This is a genomic window from Streptomyces sp. NPDC058650 (genome assembly GCF_042717315.1).
GTDB lineage: Bacteria > Actinomycetota > Actinomycetes > Streptomycetales > Streptomycetaceae > Streptomyces.
Map to the genome: position 1 here is coordinate 179,132 of NZ_JBHXRL010000002.1, position 18,028 is coordinate 197,159.

At 73.1% G+C, this 18,028-nt stretch carries 14 protein-coding genes and 2 pseudogenes; 8 read left to right on the top strand and 8 right to left on the bottom strand.

Features of this window, described 5'->3' with window-relative positions; translation table 11 throughout:
* Position 1: 1 nt before the first annotated feature.
* A complete protein-coding gene (locus ACFWWU_RS04600) occupies positions 2-1,291 on the top strand; it encodes a benzoate/H(+) symporter BenE family transporter (RefSeq protein ID WP_384138881.1) in 1,290 nt (429 codons plus the stop codon).
* Here the strand turns inward: ACFWWU_RS04600 and ACFWWU_RS04605 are convergent.
* The 4 genes and pseudogenes from ACFWWU_RS04605 to ACFWWU_RS04620 all read right to left on the bottom strand — a co-directional run.
* Positions 1,288-2,028: a tyrosine-protein phosphatase gene (locus ACFWWU_RS04605; RefSeq protein WP_384138884.1), complete on the bottom strand. Its 741-nt coding sequence runs from the start codon at positions 2,026-2,028 to the stop codon at positions 1,288-1,290. The genes ACFWWU_RS04600 and ACFWWU_RS04605 overlap by 4 nt on opposite strands.
* Before the next feature lie 143 nt (positions 2,029-2,171).
* Positions 2,172-2,780, bottom strand: coding sequence for a helix-turn-helix domain-containing protein (locus ACFWWU_RS04610; RefSeq protein WP_384139565.1), 609 nt, complete (start codon positions 2,778-2,780; stop codon positions 2,172-2,174).
* A 145-nt stretch (positions 2,781-2,925) separates the two neighbouring features.
* Positions 2,926-3,621 carry a response regulator gene (locus tag ACFWWU_RS04615; RefSeq protein ID WP_384138887.1) on the bottom strand — a complete coding sequence of 232 codons (696 nt, stop codon included), beginning with the start codon at positions 3,619-3,621 and terminating at the stop codon, positions 2,926-2,928.
* A 713-nt stretch (positions 3,622-4,334) separates the two neighbouring features.
* Positions 4,335-5,915 (bottom strand): annotated as a pseudogene (locus ACFWWU_RS04620) (ATP-binding protein); the annotation flags it as partial.
* A gap of 150 nt (positions 5,916-6,065) precedes the next feature.
* Here ACFWWU_RS04620 and ACFWWU_RS04625 point away from each other — a divergent pair.
* Positions 6,066-7,475, top strand: a complete 1,410-nt coding sequence (locus tag ACFWWU_RS04625; RefSeq protein WP_384138890.1) for a cation:dicarboxylate symporter family transporter — start codon at positions 6,066-6,068, stop codon at positions 7,473-7,475.
* Between the two features lie 385 nt (positions 7,476-7,860).
* Here ACFWWU_RS04625 and ACFWWU_RS04630 read toward each other — a convergent pair whose 3' ends face one another.
* Positions 7,861-8,742: an aldo/keto reductase gene (locus tag ACFWWU_RS04630; protein ID WP_384138893.1), complete on the bottom strand. Its 882-nt coding sequence runs from the start codon at positions 8,740-8,742 to the stop codon at positions 7,861-7,863.
* Entirely contained in the window at positions 8,742-9,674 is a 933-nt protein-coding gene (locus ACFWWU_RS04635; protein WP_384138896.1) for an NAD-dependent epimerase/dehydratase family protein, read from the bottom strand. The genes ACFWWU_RS04630 and ACFWWU_RS04635 overlap by 1 nt, the downstream gene beginning before the upstream one ends.
* 67 nt (positions 9,675-9,741) lie before the next feature.
* Here ACFWWU_RS04635 and ACFWWU_RS04640 point away from each other — a divergent pair, with 67 nt between their 5' ends.
* The 4 genes and pseudogenes from ACFWWU_RS04640 to ACFWWU_RS04655 all read left to right on the top strand — a co-directional run bounded on the left by ACFWWU_RS04640 (position 9,742) and on the right by ACFWWU_RS04655 (position 11,651).
* Entirely contained in the window at positions 9,742-10,272 is a 531-nt protein-coding gene (locus ACFWWU_RS04640; RefSeq protein WP_384138898.1) for an Lrp/AsnC family transcriptional regulator, read from the top strand.
* A 100-nt stretch (positions 10,273-10,372) separates the two neighbouring features.
* A pseudogene (locus ACFWWU_RS04645) lies at positions 10,373-10,774 on the top strand (nitroreductase family deazaflavin-dependent oxidoreductase); the annotation flags it as partial.
* A 101-nt stretch (positions 10,775-10,875) separates the two neighbouring features.
* Complete coding sequence (locus tag ACFWWU_RS04650; protein WP_384138901.1) at positions 10,876-11,304, top strand: MerR family transcriptional regulator; 429 nt, start codon at positions 10,876-10,878, stop codon at positions 11,302-11,304.
* A gap of 5 nt (positions 11,305-11,309) precedes the next feature.
* Complete coding sequence (locus ACFWWU_RS04655) at positions 11,310-11,651, top strand: thioredoxin family protein (RefSeq protein WP_384138904.1); 342 nt, start codon at positions 11,310-11,312, stop codon at positions 11,649-11,651.
* Between the two features lie 56 nt (positions 11,652-11,707).
* On the opposite strand, the gene ACFWWU_RS04660 is transcribed toward ACFWWU_RS04655, so the two are convergent.
* On the bottom strand, positions 11,708-12,409 hold the full coding sequence (locus ACFWWU_RS04660) for a TetR/AcrR family transcriptional regulator (protein ID WP_384138907.1): 702 nt from the start codon (positions 12,407-12,409) through the stop codon (positions 11,708-11,710).
* A gap of 84 nt (positions 12,410-12,493) precedes the next feature.
* Between ACFWWU_RS04660 and ACFWWU_RS04665 the strand changes: the two genes are divergently transcribed.
* Both ACFWWU_RS04665 and ACFWWU_RS04670 read left to right on the top strand, forming a co-directional pair.
* The gene (locus ACFWWU_RS04665) at positions 12,494-13,201 is read left to right on the top strand and encodes a DUF4386 domain-containing protein (RefSeq protein WP_384138909.1); all 708 of its coding nucleotides are present in this window, start codon (positions 12,494-12,496) and stop codon (positions 13,199-13,201) included.
* 108 nt (positions 13,202-13,309) lie between these two features.
* Entirely contained in the window at positions 13,310-15,544 is a 2,235-nt protein-coding gene (locus tag ACFWWU_RS04670) for a HelD family protein (protein WP_384138912.1), read from the top strand.
* On the opposite strand, the gene glgB is transcribed toward ACFWWU_RS04670, so the two are convergent.
* Positions 15,531-17,801, bottom strand: coding sequence for a 1,4-alpha-glucan branching enzyme (gene glgB, locus ACFWWU_RS04675; protein ID WP_384138915.1), 2,271 nt, complete (start codon positions 17,799-17,801; stop codon positions 15,531-15,533). The two genes, ACFWWU_RS04670 and glgB, sit on opposite strands and share 14 nt — an antisense overlap.
* Positions 17,802-18,028: the final 227 nt, after the last annotated feature.

The following is an 18,028-nucleotide window of genomic DNA, read 5'->3' on the forward strand; positions in this document are numbered from 1 at the left end:
GATGACCACGGCCGAGCAGAGCACCAAGGGCGACACCGAGGAGGAGGCCGGGGCCGCAGGACACCGAGGAGTCCTGCGGGACGCCTCGCTCTCCGCCGTCCTCGCGGGGCTCATCACCGTCGTGGTCTCGTGCTCCGGACCCCTGCTCGTCGTCCTGGCCGCAGCGGCCGCCGGTCACCTCAGCGACGCGCAGACCGCGTCCTGGGTGTGGGCGGCGTGCGTGGGCAGCGGCCTGACCTGCGCCGTGCTCAGCTGGTGGACCCGCATGCCGGTGATCACCGCGTTCTCGACACCGGGCGCCGCGGTCCTCGTCGGCAGCCTCGGGGACTACTCCTACCCCGAGGCCGTCGGCGCCTTCCTGGTCAGCGGCCTCCTCATGGCCCTGGTCGGCGTGACCGGCGTCTTCGGGCGGGTCATGCGGCGCGTACCGCCCGGGATCACGGCGGGCATGCTCGCGGGGATCCTGTTCTCCTTCGGGGCCGGTCTGTTCTCGGCCCTGGACGGCGCCCCTCTCCCGGTCCTCGCGTCCCTCGCCACCTATCTGGCCGTCAAGCAGAGGTCCCCGAGATACGCGGTGGCCTGGGCGCTCCTCGCGGCCGTGCTCGCCACCGCCGTCGTGCCGGGCATCCACGCCGCGTCCGTCGACATCGACTGGACCCTTCCCGTCTTCACGGCACCGGAGTTCAGCGGTTCGGCGCTCGTGGGGATCGCCGTCCCGCTGGCCGTGGTCACGATGGCCTCGCAGAACGCCCCCGGCCTCGGCGTGCTGGCCGCCTGCGGGTACCGCCCCGACGACCGGCTGCTCATCACCGCCACCGGACTCACCTCCACGGCGCTCGCCCCGCTCGGCGGACACGCCGTGAACCTGGCGGCGATCACGGCCGCGATCAGCACGGGCGAAGAGGCCCACCGCGACCCGCGACGCCGCTACGTGGCCGGCCTGGCGTGCGGCGTCTTCTACCTGCTGACCGGCGTCTGCGGCGCCGCCCTCGTGGGCCTCTTCGCGGCGCTGCCCTCCGAACTCGTCGCCGTCATCGCCGGGACGGCGCTCCTCGGCACGTTCTCCACGAGCCTCGCGCAGACGATGGCCGACGAGCGGGGCCGGGACGCGTCGGTGGTCACCTTCCTCACCACGGCGTCCGGCGTCACCCTCGGCGGCGTCGGCTCCGCGTGCTGGGGCCTGGTTCTGGGACTGGCGACGCACGCGGCGCTCACCGTCCGAGGGCGGCGCGGGACCCCGGCGGAGGAGCCGGGGGCGCTCGACGGAGGGGTGAGTACCAGGAGCCCCTAGGCGGGGTCCACCAGCCGGGCCCTGAGGGCCGTCACCACCGCCGGGTCGAGCCCGACGGGGCCGGTGACGTACCCGTACACCGAGCCGTACCGCTCGCGCAGGTCCGCGAGGAACAGCCGGATGATCTCGGCCGGCGCCCGACCGTACCCCGGCCAGCGGAGCTCGCGGCCCGGGTGCCCGGCCCGCCAGTCGGCGATCAACCGCTCCGTGGCCAGCTCCGTGAGCGCGAAGTCCGCGAGGATCTCCTCGTCGGGGACGTCGACGAGCGCGAGGACGAGGGCCGCGACGATCCCCGTGCGGTCCTTGCCGGAGGCGCAGTGGAAGACCAGCGGGCCGTCGGCCGAGGCGATGATCTCAAGGGCGGTACGGATCTCTTCCGCACCGTCCTCGGCGACCTCGGCGAACCGGTCGGCCAGGTAGCGCCACGGATCGAGGTCCGGGTCGATCTCCGCCTGGTCGTACGGCCGGTGCTCGATGGACAGGTTGTGCCAGGCGGCGTTCTCGGTCTCCGGCAGGCGGCCCTTGGCGTCGATCTCCCACGGGTAGCGCAGGTCGATCACGGTGGCCACGCCCAGCGCGCGGAAGCGGGCGAGGTCGTCGGGTCCGGCTCCGGCGAGCTTGGCCAGGGAGTCGGAGCGGTAGAGGGTCTCCCACCGCACGGTCCCGCCGTCGGCGGTCCGATAGCCGCCCAGGTCGCGGAAGTTGTGGAGTCGTTCGAAGGGTATGTGTCGTCTCACGGCGGCCAATCTACGGCCTCGCCGTGCCGGGCCGGCATCCGCGACGGGCCGACCGCCGCTACTGGCCGACCGCCGCGACGGGCCCACTGCCGCTACTGGCCCACTGCCGCTACTGGTCGACCGCCGCGACCGGTCCACCCCCGCTACTGGCCCACCGCCGCCCAGAAGTGCCCGGTGATCTCCTCCAGGTACGCGCGCCCCTCGTCGCCCGTCGCCCCCGAGGCTCCCCAGCTGCTGGTCGCCGCCATCCGCGCGTGGTAGTCCGTGTGCAACCGCTGGAGCGCCGACTCCACGGCCCGCTTGGGCAGCGGCACCATCTTCACGGCCGGTTTCACATAGGCCTGCCAGCGGGTGGTGGCGGCGTCCCGCAGCAGCTCGGCGAGGCTGTCGTCGCCGCCGGTCGCCGTGATCAGCGCGCGCGGGCCGAGGCCGAGGACCTCCGCGAGGGCGGCCGTCTGGCGTTCGGTGCCGCGCCAGCGGCCTTCGTCCTCCATCCGCTGGTACACGTGGGCCGCCACGCCGACCCGCCGGGCCAGCTCCTCCGCCGCGAGCCCGCGGGCCAGCCGGTGCTCGCGCAGGGTCGTGGCGGCGGCGATGAGCTCGGCCGGAGCGCACCACAGGACGCCCGCGAGGGCGGTGAGCTCCTGCTCGGTCGGGAGGAGACGGCCGCGTTCCCAGGCGACGACGGTGTCGGGGTTGACGAACATGCCGTACTGGGCGCGAAGACCGTAGGCGACGTGTCCCGGGGCCATGCCGAGGCCTTCGCGCAGACGGCGCGCGGCCAGGGCGTTGAAGGGGGGAGAGGGTTGGTGCACCCGGTCACCGTAGGTGCGGAGGGTGACGCCTGGATACGGTGCGTTCCCCCAACGTGCGACGTCGTAGGAACGTGGGAACCGGTCAGTAACGGCGGTCCCGGCCGTCGAGCCAGCGGTACTGGAGCTCGGGCCGCCCGATCTGACCGTACTGCGGGGCGCGCACGGCCCGGCCCTCGGTCACCAGGTGCTCCAGGTAGCGGCGGGCGGTGATCCGCGAGATCCCGACCGCCGTGCCCGCCTCGGCGGCGGTGACCCCGGCGGGAGTGTCCCGGAGGGTACGGGTGACCGCCTCCAGGGTCGGGGCGCTGAGCCCCTTCGGCAGGGTGGCGGGGTGCGGGGCCCGGAGCGTGGCGAGCGCCCGGTCCACCTCGTCCTGCCCGGAGGCCTCCCCGGCGGACGCCCGGAATTCCGCGTACCGCGCGAGCCGGTCCCGGAGCGTGGCGAAGGCGAAGGGCTTCAGGACGTACTGGACGACGCCGAGGGACACGCCCTCGCGGACGACCGCCAGATCGCGGGCGGAGGTCACGGCGATCACGTCGGCGGAGTGCCCGGCGGCGCGGAGCGCGCGCAGCAGGTGGAGGCCGTGGCCGTCCGGCAGGTAGAGGTCGAGCAGGATCAGATCGACCGGAGTCCGGTCGAGCACCCGCACGGCGGCGGCCCGGGAGTGGGCGATCCCGACGACGGTGAAGCCCTCGACCCGCCCGGCGTAGAGCGCGTGGGCGTCGGCGGCGACGGGGTCGTCCTCGACGACGAGGACGCGGAGGGGCTGCGTACTCACGGGGTCACCTCGGGTCCGATCGGGGCGGTGCCGGTACGGGTGTCGGTGTCGGTACGGGTGGCCGCGGCGGTGGCGGTCCCAGTACCGGTGCCCGTACCCGTACCGGTGGCGGCGTTAGTGTCGCGGTCCGTCAGGGCGCCGACGGCGGTTCCGTCCGCACCCGCGCGCGGAGCACCGCCGGAAACCGCCGGCTCCGCGTCGCGGGCCGCCGGGGACGTGGTGCCGTCGGCCTTGTCCCCGGCCGAAGCCGACGGGCCGCTCGAGCAGGCCGCTACCGCCTCCGGCGGAGCACCGCCCTGCCCGGCCGTCTCCTGCTCCGCACCGTCGGGCCCGGCCGTCTCCCGCCCCGCACCGCCCGGCCCGGCCGTCTCTCGCCGCGCACCGGCGGGCCTGGCTGCCTCCTGCCCCGCCCCGGCGGGCCTGGCTGTCTCCTGCCCCGCCCCGGCGGGCTCGGCTGCCTCCCGCTCCGCACCGTCGGGCCCGGCCGACTCCCGCTCCGCACTGGCGGGTCCGGCTGCCTCCTGCCCCGCGTCGGCGGGCCCGGCTGCCCCCGGCCCCGCACCGTTGGGTCCGGCTGTCTCCCGCGCCGCACCGTCGGGCCCGGCCGTCTCCTGCTCCGCACCGTCGGGCCCGGCCGTCTCCCGCGCCGCACCGCCCGGCCCGGCCGTCTCCTGCCGCGCACCGGCGGGCGCCCCCGGGGCGCCATCCCGGGGTAGTGGCAGCCGTACGGTGAACTCCGCGCCGCCCTCCGTCGCGTCCGCCAGCTCCAGGGTGCCGGCGGCGCGGGAGACCGCCTGGCCCACGAGGGCCAGGCCGAGGCCGCGGCCAGGACCGCGGGTCGACCAGCCGCGGCCGAGGACCGCGTCCCGGTCGGCCGGGCGGACGCCGGGACCGCTGTCCCCGACCCGCAGCAGCAGCTCGCCGTCGCCCGCCCGGGCGGCGACCGTGACCGTCACGCGTGCGTGCGGCGTCCCGCCCACCGCCTCCACGGCGTTGTCGATGAGGTTGCCCAGGATCGTGACCAGGTCACGGGAGGGCAGGGCCGCCGGCACCCGGCCGTCGTCGATCCGGCTGTCCTCGGTCAGCACCAGCTCCACGCCCCGCTCGTTGGCCTGCGCCGCCTTGCCGAGCAGCAGCGCCGCGAGGACCGGCTCACCGACCGCGTCGACGACCCGGTCGGTGAGCGCCTGCGCGAGCTCCAGCTCCGCCGTCGCGAACTCCACCGCCTCGGCCACCCGGCCCAGCTCGATGAGCGAGACGACGGTGTGCAGCCGGTTCGCCGCCTCGTGGGCCTGGGAGCGGAGCGCCTGCGTGAACCCCCGCTCGGAGTCCAACTCGCCTGACAGTGCCTGGAGTTCGGTACGGTCCCGGAGCGTGACGACGGTTCCGCGCCGCTCCCCGCCCACCACCGGGCGGGTGTTGACCACGAGCACCCGGTCGGCCGTCAGGTGGGTCTCGTCCACCCGTGGCTCGGAGGAGAGCAGCGCGCCCGTGAGCGGCGCGGGCAGGCCGAGTTCGGCGGCCGGGCGGCCGACGACCCCTTCGTCCAGGCCGAGCAACTCCCGTGCCCCGTCGTTGATGAGGGCGATCCGCCGCCGTCCGTCGAGCATCACGAGCCCTTCCCGTACGGCGTGCAGCGCGGCCTCGTGGTAGTCGTGCATCCGGCTCAGCTCGGCCGCGTTCATGCCGTGCGTGTGGCGGCGCAGCCGGGCGTTGACGACGTACGTCCCCGCGCCGCCCAGCGCGAGCGCCGCGCCCGCCATGCCGAGGAGCGCGGTCACCTGTTCCCGTACCTGCTCGCTGATCCTCTCGATCGTGATGCCCGCGCTGACGAGGGCGACGACCCGGCCGTCGTCGTACACGGGCGCCACCGTCCGCACGGACGGGCCGAGCACCCCCAGGTGCGTCTCGGAGAAGGTCCGCCCCCGCACCGCCTCCTCGATGTGACCGAGGTACGTCCGGCCGATCTGGTCCGGCTCCGGATGCGTCCAGCGGGTCCCGTCCGGCGCCATGATCACCACGAAGGCGACGTCCGCGTGGCGGCGCAGCGACTCCGTGTACGGCTGGAGCACCGCCGCCGGGTCGGCCGAGCGGGCCGCGGCCACCACGGAGGGGGAGTGGGCGACGGCCGCGGCGGTCGCCGTGGACTGCCGCCGCGCGGTCTCCTCGGCCTGGGCCAGGTCCGTGACGTACGCGAAGACCGCGCAGCCCGCCACGACGACGGCCACGAGCACGACCTGCATCGCGAAGAGCTGACCGGCCAGGCTGCGGGGGTGGGGGCGGGGGAAACGCATGCCGGTAAGTGTGCACGCCGGAATTTGCGCCGGGTCATTGCGTTCCCGAATCGTTCTCTTCCCCCAGCGCGCCGCCCACCCAGCTCCGGACCGGTGCGATGTTTCGGTCGTGAACGAAACGTACGCAACCGTGACCCCGGTCACAGGCTGATGGATAGTCGCGGAGTCCACCGGGACGTGGACACCCATCAGCGCGAGGAGGACCCCGTGGCCGCACGACGGGACCGTACCCACTATCTGTATCTGGCCGTCATCGGCGCCGTACTGCTCGGCATCGCGGTCGGCTTCCTGGCGCCGGGCGTCGCCGTCGAGCTCAAGCCGCTGGGCACCGGCTTCGTCAATCTGATCAAGATGATGATCTCGCCGATCATCTTCTGCACGATCGTCCTCGGCGTCGGATCGGTCCGGAAGGCCGCGAAGGTCGGCGCCGTCGGCGGGCTCGCCCTCGGCTACTTCCTCGTGATGTCGACCGTCGCACTCGCGATCGGCCTGCTCGTCGGCAACATCCTGGAGCCCGGTTCCGGCCTCCACCTCACCAAGGAGATCGCCGAGGCCGGCGCCAAGCAGGCCGAGGGCGCGAGCGAGTCCACACCGGAGTTCCTGCTCGGGATCATCCCCACCACCCTCGTCTCCGCCTTCACCGAGGGCGAGGTCCTCCAGACGCTCCTCGTCGCGCTGCTCGCGGGCTTCGCGCTCCAGGCGATGGGCGCCGCCGGCGAGCCGGTGCTGCGCGGGATCGGCCACATCCAGCGGCTCGTCTTCCGCATCCTCGCGATGATCATGTGGGTCGCCCCGGTCGGCGCGTTCGGCGCGATCGCCGCCGTCGTCGGCGCGACCGGCATCGACGCCCTCAAGTCGCTCGCCGTCATCATGATCGGCTTCTACCTGACCTGCGGGCTCTTCGTCTTCGTCGTGCTCGGCGCGATCCTGCGCCTGGTCGCCGGGATCAACATCTGGACCCTGCTGAAGTACCTGGGCCGCGAGTTCCTGCTGATCCTCTCCACCTCCTCCTCGGAGTCCGCGCTGCCGCGGCTCATCGCGAAGATGGAGCACCTGGGCGTCAGCAAGCCGGTCGTCGGCATCACCGTCCCCACCGGCTACTCCTTCAACCTCGACGGCACCGCCATCTACCTCACGATGGCCTCGCTCTTCGTCGCAGAGGCGATGGGCGACCCGCTCTCGCTCGGCGAGCAGATCTCCCTCCTCGTCTTCATGATCATCGCCTCGAAGGGTGCGGCGGGCGTCACCGGCGCGGGCCTCGCGACCCTCGCGGGCGGCCTCCAGTCCCACCGGCCCGAACTGGTCGACGGGGTCGGCCTGATCGTCGGCATCGACCGCTTCATGAGCGAGGCCCGCGCCCTGACCAACTTCGCGGGCAACGCCGTCGCCACCGTCCTCGTCGGCACCTGGACGAAGGAGATCGACAAAGCGAGGGTCGCGGAGGTCCTGGCCGGGCACATCCCCTTCGACGAGAAGACCCTCGTCGACGACCACGCACCCACCCCGGTCCCGGACCAGCGGACCGAGGACGGCGAGGAGAAGGCCCGCGCGGGCGTCTGAAGAACTCCGGGTCCCGGGCCTTGAGCCGGATCCGGGCCCCGGGAGAGGGACGGTACGGGTCGCAGCCGCGACCCGTACCGTCCCTCTCGTGCGTTCCCGATGGTGCCCCACACCTCGACGCGGACCTCGCCGTTCATGCCGGGTCCGTTGTCCGTCAGGGTGATCGGCCCCGAGGCGATGACCTGGGGGTTGGCCGGAATCCCGCCGCGGTCGGCGCCGTCGGCCGAGGCGAGCGGGACGGTGGAAGCCGTGGTCGCGTCCCCGGCCGAGGTGAGCGGGACGGTGGAAGCCGTGGTCGCGTCCCCGACGCCGCCACCCGTGCGCAGGTGCAGCTGCTCGCGGAGCCGGAAGACACCGGCCCCGTCGATGGGCGCGGTGTCTTCGGCTACTGAACGGCCAGCCGGGACAACTCCTCGGACGAGAGCCGGAGTTCGGCCGCCGCCGCCGAGTCCCGCACGGTCTCCGGCCGGCTCGCGCCCGGGATCGGCAGCACCGTCTCCGACCGCGTGAGCAGCCACGCGAGCGCCACCCGCTGCGGACTGACCCCCCGCTCCCGCGCCACCCGGTGGAACCCCCCGAACTCCGGGTCCTCCTCCAGGGCGGACGCCCCGTCGAGCGAGCTGCGCGAGATCCCGCCCAGGGGACTCCACGGCATGAAGGCGAGCCCGAGCTCCGCGCAGAGCCGCAGCTCCGCCTCGCTCTCCCGGACCGCCGGCGAGTAGCGGTTCTGTACGGATACCAGCCGGTCGCCCAGGATGTCGCGGGCCAGCAGGATCCGCTCCCCGTCCACGTTCGAGATGCCGGCCAGCCGGATCGTCCCCGCGTCGAGCAACTCCCGTATGGCGCCCAGTGATTCGGCGTACGGCACGGCCGGGTCCGGCTTGTGCAGCTGGTACAGGCCGATCGGCGTCCCGCCCAGCCGCCGGGCCGAGTCCTCCGCCGCCCGCCGCAGGTGCGCGGGCCGCCCGTCCACGGTCCAGCCGCCGTCCGCCGTCCGGCCGCGCCCGCCCTTCGTCGCCACCAGGACGTCGTCCTTCCGGCCGCCGTACGAGGCCAGGGCCCGCGACACGAACAGCTCGCCCTCCCCGGGCGCACCGTCCGGCGGGTGGTAGGAGTCGGCGGTGTCGAGCAGCGTCACGCCCGCGTCCAGGGCGGCGTGCACGGTCGCCACGGCCCGGGCCTCGTCGGGGCGGCCCTCGATGGAGAGCGGCATCGTGCCGAAGCCGACCGCCCCGACCCGTACGTCCCCCAGCGTCCTGAACCGCATCAGCGCACCGCCCCGAACGTCGTCGGCTCGAAGCGCATCGCCCCGACCGTCTCGGCAATGGCGCGCGGAAGCCACTCCGCCGAATGACCGAAGGAATAGCCGAGCGTCGTGGCACGGGAGTTGTCCATCCCGTACGAGCGGGCGAAGGAGAACGGCGAGACCTCGCCGACCTCCACCTCCCGGAACACCGTCCGGCCGCCCACCTGCTTCTCGATCTCCGCGCAGAGGTCGGCCGTGGTGAGCGGGCCGTGGGAATGGGCGTTCACCGGCCCGGTGAATTCCGCCTCGACCGTCCAGGCGAGGAACGCGGCGATCTCCTCCACGTACACATAGGTCGCCGGACGGTTCACGACGGGGACGGCGATCGGTTCGCCGGCCCGGACGCGCCGGACGTAGTGGTCGAGCCGGCCCGTGAAGTCGTCGGCGCCGCCCAGCACATGGCCGACCCGCACCGAGGTCCATGCGAACGGGGACCCGGCCGCGAACACCGCCTCCGCCTGCCGCTTCCCCTCCCCGTAGTTCTCCTCACGGAACTCCGGGTCCTCCCAGGCCAGGCCCGTGTCGACGGCGACCGCGGCCAGGTCGAGGGCGGACTCGGCGACCGGCACGCCCGAGGCGGAGTCCTCGTACTCGTACACCTCCACCGTCGACGTCATCACATAGCGTCCGGTGCGTGCCGCGAACACCCGCAGGGCGATCTCCGCCTGGCGCGGCGTATAGCAGACCTGGTCCACGACGACATCGAACGAACGGCCCGCCAGAACGGATTCCAGGGCGGCCTCGTCGTCGCGATCGGCCACGAGCTGCTCGATTCCCGCGGGGGCGGCGGAAGAGCCCCGGTTGAGCACGGTGATCCGGTGCCCGGATTCCCTCAGGAGAGCGATGAGCCGCTTTCCGAAATAGCGATTTCCGCCGATGACCAGAATGTCCATCAATCCCAACTCCCTTGCGTCACAGGGCAAGTGTTACGTTGTGCGTTCGCCATCTGAAGGGGGATTCATGGGATTTCCGGCCGCCGCACCGAAGGAACCTCGGCCTTCGCGCCCCGCCGCCGACGATTCCTCGGCAGCCGCTTTCGACGCCATCGACCGGCAGATCCTGGACCTCCTGCAGAGCGACGGCCGCATCAAGCTCAGCGAGCTCGGCCGCCGCGTCCGGCTCAGCCCCGCGGCCGTCACCGAGCGGGTCCGCCGCCTCGAGGCGAGCGGGGCGGTCACCGGTTACGGCGCGCATGTGTCCCCGGCCCGGCTCGGCTACGGCATCCAGGCCTTCATCAGGGTCGATCCACACGGCGGCTACACCCTGAAACACCCGCGGACCCTGGAACTGACCGCGCGCCCCGAGGTCCTGGAGGTCCACCACGTGGTGGGCGAGGACTGCTGGATCCTCAAGGTCGCCGTCACCGACACCGTCCACCTGGAAGAGGTCCTGGAGCAGACCTCGGCGCTCGGCCGGACCACGACCTCGGTCGTGCTGTCGTCCCCGGTGGAGCGGAAGCCGCTGCTGCCGCCCGGCCCGCACCGTCCTTGACAACCCCGCCCCGCCGAGGTTGAGATGAAGGAACTCACGTCGCGTGTCGGTCCGCGCTGGAAAGCGGAGGCATGGAGGCAAGGGGACCGTTGGGACGGCTTTGCCCCTCCACTTCAACACACAGATCATCGATGAGTTCCGCACCAACGCCGGCAGGCTCGGCGGCCCTTTCGAGGGATGGGTGCTTCTCCTTCTCACCACCACCGGCGCCCGCACCGGAAAAGACCACACCACCCCGCTCGGCTTCGTCGAGGACGGCGACCGGCTGCTCGTGGTCGGCTCGGCCGGCGGCTCCGACCGGCACCCGGACTGGTACCGGAACGTCCTCGTGAACCCCACGGTCACCGTGGAACTCGGTACGGACACCTGGCGGGCCACCGCCGTCCCCGCTTCCGACGCCGAGCGCGACGGCCTCTTCGCCAAGGTCGTCGCCGTCGCCCCCGGCTACGCCGACTACCAGCGGGCCACGAGCCGCGTGCTGCCCGTCGTCGCCCTCCACCGGATCGCCGGCGACGGCACGACCGGCCACCGGACGGCCGGGTGAGCCCTCCGGGGGCCTCCCTGCTTGCCTTGACGTCGGCGTCAAGGATTACGTTCGGGGACATGCGCATCGGAGAGCTGGCCGAGCGGGCGGGAACCACCACGCGGACTCTGCGGTACTACGAGTCCCGGGGCCTCCTGACCGCGCGGCGCACGGAGCAGGGGTACCGCACGTACGACGAGGACGACCTGCGGCTCCTCCAGCAGATCAGGACCCTCCAGGACTTCGGGTTCGAGCTGGAGGACACGCGGCCGTTCGTCGACTGCCTGCGGGAGGGGCACCCGACGGGTGACGCCTGCCCCGCGTCGATCGCCGTCTACCGGCGGAAGGTCGCCGAACTGGACGGCCTGATCGAACAGCTCCAGGCGGTACGCGCCCAGATGGGCGCCCAGCTCCTGCGGGCCGAGGCGGAGCTGCGGCACGGCCCGGAACCCCGGTGCGAGCTCGGTACGGAGTGGGACAGGGACACAGGCACGGATACGGAGGGGTGACGGGAATGACGACGTACACGGAAGGCGTGGCCGAGGTCACGGACGGGGACTTCGGCACGGAGGTGCTGGGGGCCGACCTGCCGGTCCTGGTGAAGTTCACGGCGGAGTGGTGCGGGCCGTGCCGGCAGCTGAAGCCGGTGCTCGCCGCGATCGCCGCGGAGGAGGCGGCCCGGCTGCGGATCGTCGAGATCGACGTCGACCGCAACCCGGAGACCACGGTGAAGTACGGGGTGCTCGCGACCCCGACGCTCATGGTCTTCCGGGCGGGCGAGCCGGTGAAGTCACTGGTCGGGGCCCGCCCGAAGCGCCGCCTCCTGGAGGAACTGGAGGACGTCCTGGCGCCCTAGGTCATCTCCGGAAAGTCCCGCCTGAGCCGCGGCGTCCGGCACGCACGCTCGATGCCCTAAGCGGTGATGCTGGAGGTCCAGCCCTGGCCGTGGAGGCGTTCGATGCCGTCCAGGAGGAGGTCGAGGGCGAACGTGAACTCGAACCGGTCGTCGCAGCCTCCGCCGACCGTCGAGCCCGCGTCGTGGGCGGCGGCCGCGGCGATCTCCGCGACCCGGGGATAGGCCGCGGCGGCCGCCTTCGCGGCGGCCTCGTCCGCCCCGCCGGGCGACGGTTCCGCCCCGCCGGTGGCGAAGAGCTCGGGGGAGAAGCCCAGCAGGCGGGTGCCCAGCGCGTGCATCGCGTGGTGCGTCAGGTCCGCGGAGAGACCGCCGTCCCGGAACGTGCCGATCACCGAGTCGAGGTGGGCGAGGACGGCGGGTGTCGGACCGGGGCGCGACTCGATGACGGACGCGGCCCAGCGGTGGCGCAGCAGCACGTCCCGGGCGGCGAGGATCTGCTGCCGTACGGCCGTCTTCCACGGCGCTCCGGGCTCCGGCGGGGCGATGTCGCCGACGACGACGTCCACCATGCCGTCGAGGAGCTCGTCCTTGCTGGCCACGTGCTTGTAGAGCGCCATCGGGACCACGCCGAGCTCCTGGGCGAGGCGGCGCATGCTGAACGCCTCGGCGCCCGTCTCGTCGGCCAGCGCGACGGCGGCGCGCAGGATTCGCTGCCTGCTCAGGGGGGCGCGGTCGCCCGCTCCGCGGTGCTGAGTCATGTTGACGAGTGTACGCCGTACACCTACCGTGTCCCTCAACAGGTGGGTGTACGCCGTACACCCCTGGGGGGAAAGGGGAAGCTCGTGGATGCGACACGGAGGACCGCCGTGGTGACCGGAGCGCTGTTCCTGGTCACCGAGGTCGCGGCGATCGCGGGACTCTCGCTGTACGGCCCCGTGCTCGACGGCGCCGCGTACGTCGTCGGGCCGGGCGCGGACGCCCGTGTGCGGGCGGGGGCGCTGTGCGAGATGGTGCTGCTCGTCGCCGTGATCGGGACCGGGGTCGCGCTGTACCCCGTCATCAGGCGGCGGCACGAGGCCCTGGCGATCGGGTACGTGTGCGGCCGGCTGCTCGAAGCCGCCGTGATCGCCGTCGGCATCGTCAGCGTCCTCGCGGTGGTGACCCTGCGACAGGATCTGGCCGGTGGGGCCGGCCAGGCCGGTGAGGCGAGTGGTACCGCGACCGCGACCGCGCTGATCGCGGTGCACGACTGGGCGTTCCTGCTCGGCCCCAACGTCGCCCTCGGGGCGAACACCCTGGTCCTGGCGTACGTGATGCGCCGCACGGGTCTCGTGCCGGCGTGGATCGCCCTGCTCGGCCTGGTCGGCGGCGCGCTCATCTGCCTCTCCGCGGTCGCCGTGCTCTTCGGCCTCTATGAGCAGGTGTCCGCCGCCGGCACCCTCGCCGCGCTCCCGGTCTTCGCCTGGGAGGTGACCCTCGCCGTCCGGCTGCTGACCCGCGGCTTCGCGCCCGTGCCGGACGTCGCGCCGACACAGAAATACCCCGACTAGAATTGACAGTCGGGGTATTGCGTCGCGTATATTAATGGATTCCGTGCCCGGAAAAAGAAATGGCACGGAGAGGTTCAATAAACGCACTGTATCGCGCCGGGAGTCGAATTGTCAACCGAGGAATTTCGGAATGAGCAGCAATTCATCACCGATCTGTACGCACGACTCGACGACCTGAGGGACCAGGCCGAGGCCGCCGTCGCACGGGCCCTGCGCACCCCCGGGGTCGGCGGCAACCAGGGCCGCCTCGAACGGGACGTGATCGTCGCCGAACAGTCCGGGCTGCTCGCCGCCTTCGACGCGGGGGAGAGCGGGCTCTGCTTCGGCCGGCTCGTCTTCCGTGACGGCCGCGACCACCACATCGGGCGGATCGGCATCCGCAGGGACGACCCGAACCGCACGCCCCTCGTCGTCGACTGGCGCGCCGAGATCGCCAGGCCCTTCTACCTCGCCACCGGCTACGAGCCCATGGGGCTCTCCCGCCGCCGGCACATCGGCACCCGGGGCCGCGAGGTCACCGCCCTCCACGACGAGGTGCTCGACCTCGCCGACGCCACCCGCACCGGGCACGAGAGCCGCGACGCCGACGAGGTGCTGCTCGCCGCGCTCGACGCCGCCCGCACCGGCCGCATGCACGACATCGTGCAGACCATCCAGGCCGAGCAGGACGGCATCATCCGCTCCCCGCACCACGGCGTCCTCGTCGTCGAGGGCGGCCCCGGCACCGGCAAGACCGCCGTCGCGCTGCACCGGGCCGCGTACCTCCTCTACGCCCACCGTGAGCAGCTCGCCAAGCGGGCCGTCCTCATCGTCGGCCCCAACCCCGCCTTCCTCGGCTACATCGGGAACGTCCTGCCCTCCCTCGGCGAGACCGGCGTCCTGCTCGCCACCCCCGCCGAACTCTTCCCCGGCGTCCGCGCCACCGGCACCGACGCCCCGCGCGCCGCCGCCGTCAAGGGCTCCGCCACCATGGCCGACGCGCTCGCCGCGGCCGTACGCGACCGCCAGCAGGTCCCCGAGCGCGGCGCGCCCCTCGTCGTCCCGCACGAGGACGGGGACCTGGTCATCGACTGGGACATGGCCCTGGAGGCCCGCCACAAGGCCCGCGAGACCGTCCTCCCGCACAACCTCGCCCGCCCCTACTTCGTCTTCCGGATCCTGGACGCCCTCGCGGAGCAGCTCGCCGACCGCATCGGCGCCGACCCCTACGGCGGCCCGAACTTCCTCGGCCCCGACGACCGGGCGCTGCTCGCCAAGGGCATCGCCGCCAACCCCGACGTGCACGCCGCCGTCGACACCCTCTGGCCGTCCCTCACACCCCAGGAGTTCCTGGCCGACTACCTCACCGAGCCCACCCACCTCGACGACGAGGACGCCGCGGCGATCCGCCGCGACACCGGGGAGTGGACCCCCGCCGACGTGCCGCTGCTCGACGAGGCCGCCGAGCTGCTCGGCGAGGACGACTCGGCCGCCCGCGCCGCCCAGGAGGCCGAGCGGCAGCGCCAGATCCAGTACGCGCAGGGCGTCCTCGACGTCTCGTACGCCTCGCGCACCTACGAGTTCGAGGACAAGGAGGAGCTGGACGAGGACGCCTCCGAGGTCCTCTCCGCCCACGACATCATCGATGCCGAGCGGTTCGCCGAGCGGCACGAGGAGGCCGACCACCGCACCGCCGCCGAACGGGCCGCCGCCGACCGCACCTGGGCCTTCGGCCACATCATCGTCGACGAGGCCCAGGAGCTCTCCGCGATGGCCTGGCGGCTCCTGATGCGCCGCAGCCCGACCCGCTCCATGACCCTGGTCGGCGACCCCGCCCAGACCGGCGACCCCGCGGGCGTCGGCGCCTGGGAGCGGATCCTCTCCCCGTACGTGCAGGACCGCTGGGAGCACGTACGCCTCGGGGTCAACTACCGCACGCCCGCCGAGATCATGGAGGTCGCCGCCGAGGTGCGGCGGGCCGCCGACCCGGGCTTCGAACCGCCCCGGTCCGTCCGCTCCACCGGCGTCGCGCCCTGGGACCGCACGGTCGACGACCCGGTGAAGGAGGCCGCCGACGCCGTCGCCGCCGAGCTGCGGGCCGAGGGCCGGCTCGCCGTGATCGCCCCGGAGAGCCTGCTCCCCGGCCTGGTCGAGGCCCTGCCGGACGCCGCCCACGGAGCGACGCCCGACCTCACCCTGCCGGTGGTCCTGCTCGACCCCCGGCAGGCGAAGGGCCTGGAGTTCGACACGGTCCTGGTCGTCGACCCGGACGGCATCGTGGCCGGGGGCCCGCACGGGATCAACGACCTGTACGTGGCGCTGACCCGGGCGACCCAGCGGCTGGGCGTGATCAGGCCGGCCTGAGCCAGACCGTCGCCAGCGGCGGCAGCGTCATCCGCACGCTCGCCGAACGGCCGTGCCACGGCACCGACTCGGTCTTCAGCGGGTCGGTGCCCACCACGTCCCCGCCGCCGTACCGGGCGGCGTCCGTGTTCAGGACCTCCGCCCAGGACGCGAAGGTGTCCGGCACGCCGAGACGGTAGTCGTGCCGCACGACGGGCGAGAAGTTGCAGACGGCGAGCAGCGGGGAGCCGAAGCCGTCGAAGCGCAGGAACGCGAAGACGTTGTCCTCAGTGGCGTCCCCGACCACCCACTGGAAGCCGTCCGGGGCGGTGTCCCGCTCCCAGAGCGACGGGTTCGCCGCGTACACGGTGTTGAGGTCCCGCACCAGGTCCCGCACGCCCCGGTGGTCGGGCTCCGCCCCGTACGCCGGATCGAGCAGCCACCAGTCGGGCCCGTGCTCCGCCGACCACTCCCCGCCCTGGGCGAACTCCTGCCCCATGAAGAGGAGTTGCTTGCCGGGGTGGGCCCACATGAAGCCCAGGTAGGCCCGGTGGTTGGCCCGCTGCTGCCACCAGTCGCCGGGCATCTTCGAGACCAGCGACCGCTTGCCGTGCACGACCTCGTCGTGGGAGATCGGCAGGATGTAGTTCTCGCTGTACGCGTACACCATCGAGAAGGTCATCTCGTGGTGGTGGTACTTGCGGTGCACCGGCTCCTTCGCCGCGTACCCCAGCGAGTCGTGCATCCAGCCCATGTTCCACTTCATGCCGAAGCCCAGACCGCCGAAGCCGCCGGGGCCCACCTGGTCCGTCGCCCGCGTCACGCCGTCCCAGGCCGTGGACTCCTCGGCGAAGGTGACGATTCCCGGGCAGCGGCGGTAGACGGTGGCGTTCATCTCCTGGAGGAAGGCCACCGCGTCCAGGTTCTCCCGGCCGCCGAACTCGTTCGGCAGCCACTCGCCGTGCTCGCGCGAGTAGTCGAGGTAGAGCATCGAGGCCACCGCGTCGACCCGGAGCCCGTCGAGGTGGAACTCCTGGCACCAGTACACGGCGTTGGCCACGAGGAAGTTCCGCACCTCCTTGCGCCCGTAGTCGAACTCCAGGGTCCCCCAGTCGGGATGGTGCGAGCGGCGCGGGTCCTCGTGCTCGTACAGCGGACGCCCGTCGAACTCGGCGAGCGCCCAGTCGTCCTTCGGGAAGTGCGCCGGGACCCAGTCCATCAGGACCCCGATCCCGGCCCGGTGCAGGGCGTCGACCAGGTGCTTGAAGTCGTCGGGGGTGCCCATCCGGGCCGTCGGCGCGTAGAAGCCGGTGACCTGGTAGCCCCAGGAGCCGCTGAACGGGTGCTCGGCGACGGCCATGAACTCCACGTGCGTGAAGCCGAGGTCGCGGACGTAGTCGGGCAGCTGCTCGGCGAGCTGGCGGTACGTCAGCCCCGGCCTCCACGACGGCAGATGGAGCTCGTAGACCGACAGCGGTGATTCATGGTGCGGGCGGGCTCCGCGCCCGTCCATCCACTCGGCGTCGTCCCACGTGTAGTGCGAGGCGGTGACGATCGACGCGGTGTTCGGCGGGCACTCGGTGCGGCGGGCCATCGGGTCAGCGCGCACGGTGTGCGACCCGTCGGGCCGGGCGATGTCGTACTTGTAGACGGCTCCCTCGCCGACGCCCGGCACGAACAGCTCCCACACGCCCGTCGAACCCAGCGAGCGCATCGGCAGCGCCGTGCCGTCCCAGTGCGTGAAGTCGCCGGTGACGCGGACACCGCGGGCGTTCGGCGCCCAGACGGCGAAGCGGGTGCCGGCCACGCCCTCGTGGGTCAGGGTGTGGGAGCCGAGCGCCGTCCACAGCTCCTCGTGCCGCCCCTCGCCGATGAGGTGCAGATCGAGCTCGCCGAGGGAGGGCAGGAAGCGGTACGGGTCGACGACGGCGAGCTCGTCACCCCCGTCGTCCCCGTAACGAACCCGCAGCTCGTACGCGGGCACCTTGCGAAGGAGCGGCAGCAGACCGGAGAAGAGACCGTCGCCGTCGTCGTGGAGGACGACGCGACGCCCCTTGGTGAGGACGGCGACCTCCTTCGCCCACGGGCGCAGCACACGCACCACGACCCCACCGCGTACTGGGTGGGCACCCAGCACGCCGTGCGGCTCGTGGTGCTCGCCCGCGAGCAGCCGGGCGCGGTCCCCCGGATCGAGGGGTGGCGCCTTCCGCACGGCGGTCCGGTCCGGTGCGGGCGTCTTCGTTGCGCGGGACGTCTTGCCTGCGGATCGGGCGGTCACGGGGGTGCCTCCTGAGGGGCGAGGGGTACGGGCGTACGGGCGTACGGGGTGGAAAACGGCATCCCGCGGGCGCGGGACACTCGGCCGAACGGGGCGCGTGGCGGTCGCCGCAGGCGAGAGCGGTACGGGCCCGCCCGCCGCTGGGCCGAACGGGTCCGGTGGCCGCCTTCGGGGTGGGGAGCCGGGGCGGAGGCGCCCGCAAGGGCGCCGTCCCGTGTGCCCACCCT

Coding starts and splice junctions, on each gene's coding strand:
- ACFWWU_RS04600 (WP_384138881.1), top strand. CDS start 2: ATGACCACGGCCGAGCAGAGCACCAAGGGCGACACCGAGGAGGAGGCC.
- ACFWWU_RS04610 (WP_384139565.1), bottom strand. CDS start 2,780: ATGGCCCCGGGACACGTCGCCTACGGTCTTCGCGCCCAGTACGGCATG.
- ACFWWU_RS04625 (WP_384138890.1), top strand. CDS start 6,066: ATGGATAGTCGCGGAGTCCACCGGGACGTGGACACCCATCAGCGCGAG.
- ACFWWU_RS04630 (WP_384138893.1), bottom strand. CDS start 8,742: ATGCGGTTCAGGACGCTGGGGGACGTACGGGTCGGGGCGGTCGGCTTC.
- ACFWWU_RS04635 (WP_384138896.1), bottom strand. CDS start 9,674: ATGGACATTCTGGTCATCGGCGGAAATCGCTATTTCGGAAAGCGGCTC.
- ACFWWU_RS04640 (WP_384138898.1), top strand. CDS start 9,742: ATGGGATTTCCGGCCGCCGCACCGAAGGAACCTCGGCCTTCGCGCCCC.
- ACFWWU_RS04650 (WP_384138901.1), top strand. CDS start 10,876: ATGCGCATCGGAGAGCTGGCCGAGCGGGCGGGAACCACCACGCGGACT.
- ACFWWU_RS04655 (WP_384138904.1), top strand. CDS start 11,310: ATGACGACGTACACGGAAGGCGTGGCCGAGGTCACGGACGGGGACTTC.
- ACFWWU_RS04660 (WP_384138907.1), bottom strand. CDS start 12,409: ATGACTCAGCACCGCGGAGCGGGCGACCGCGCCCCCCTGAGCAGGCAG.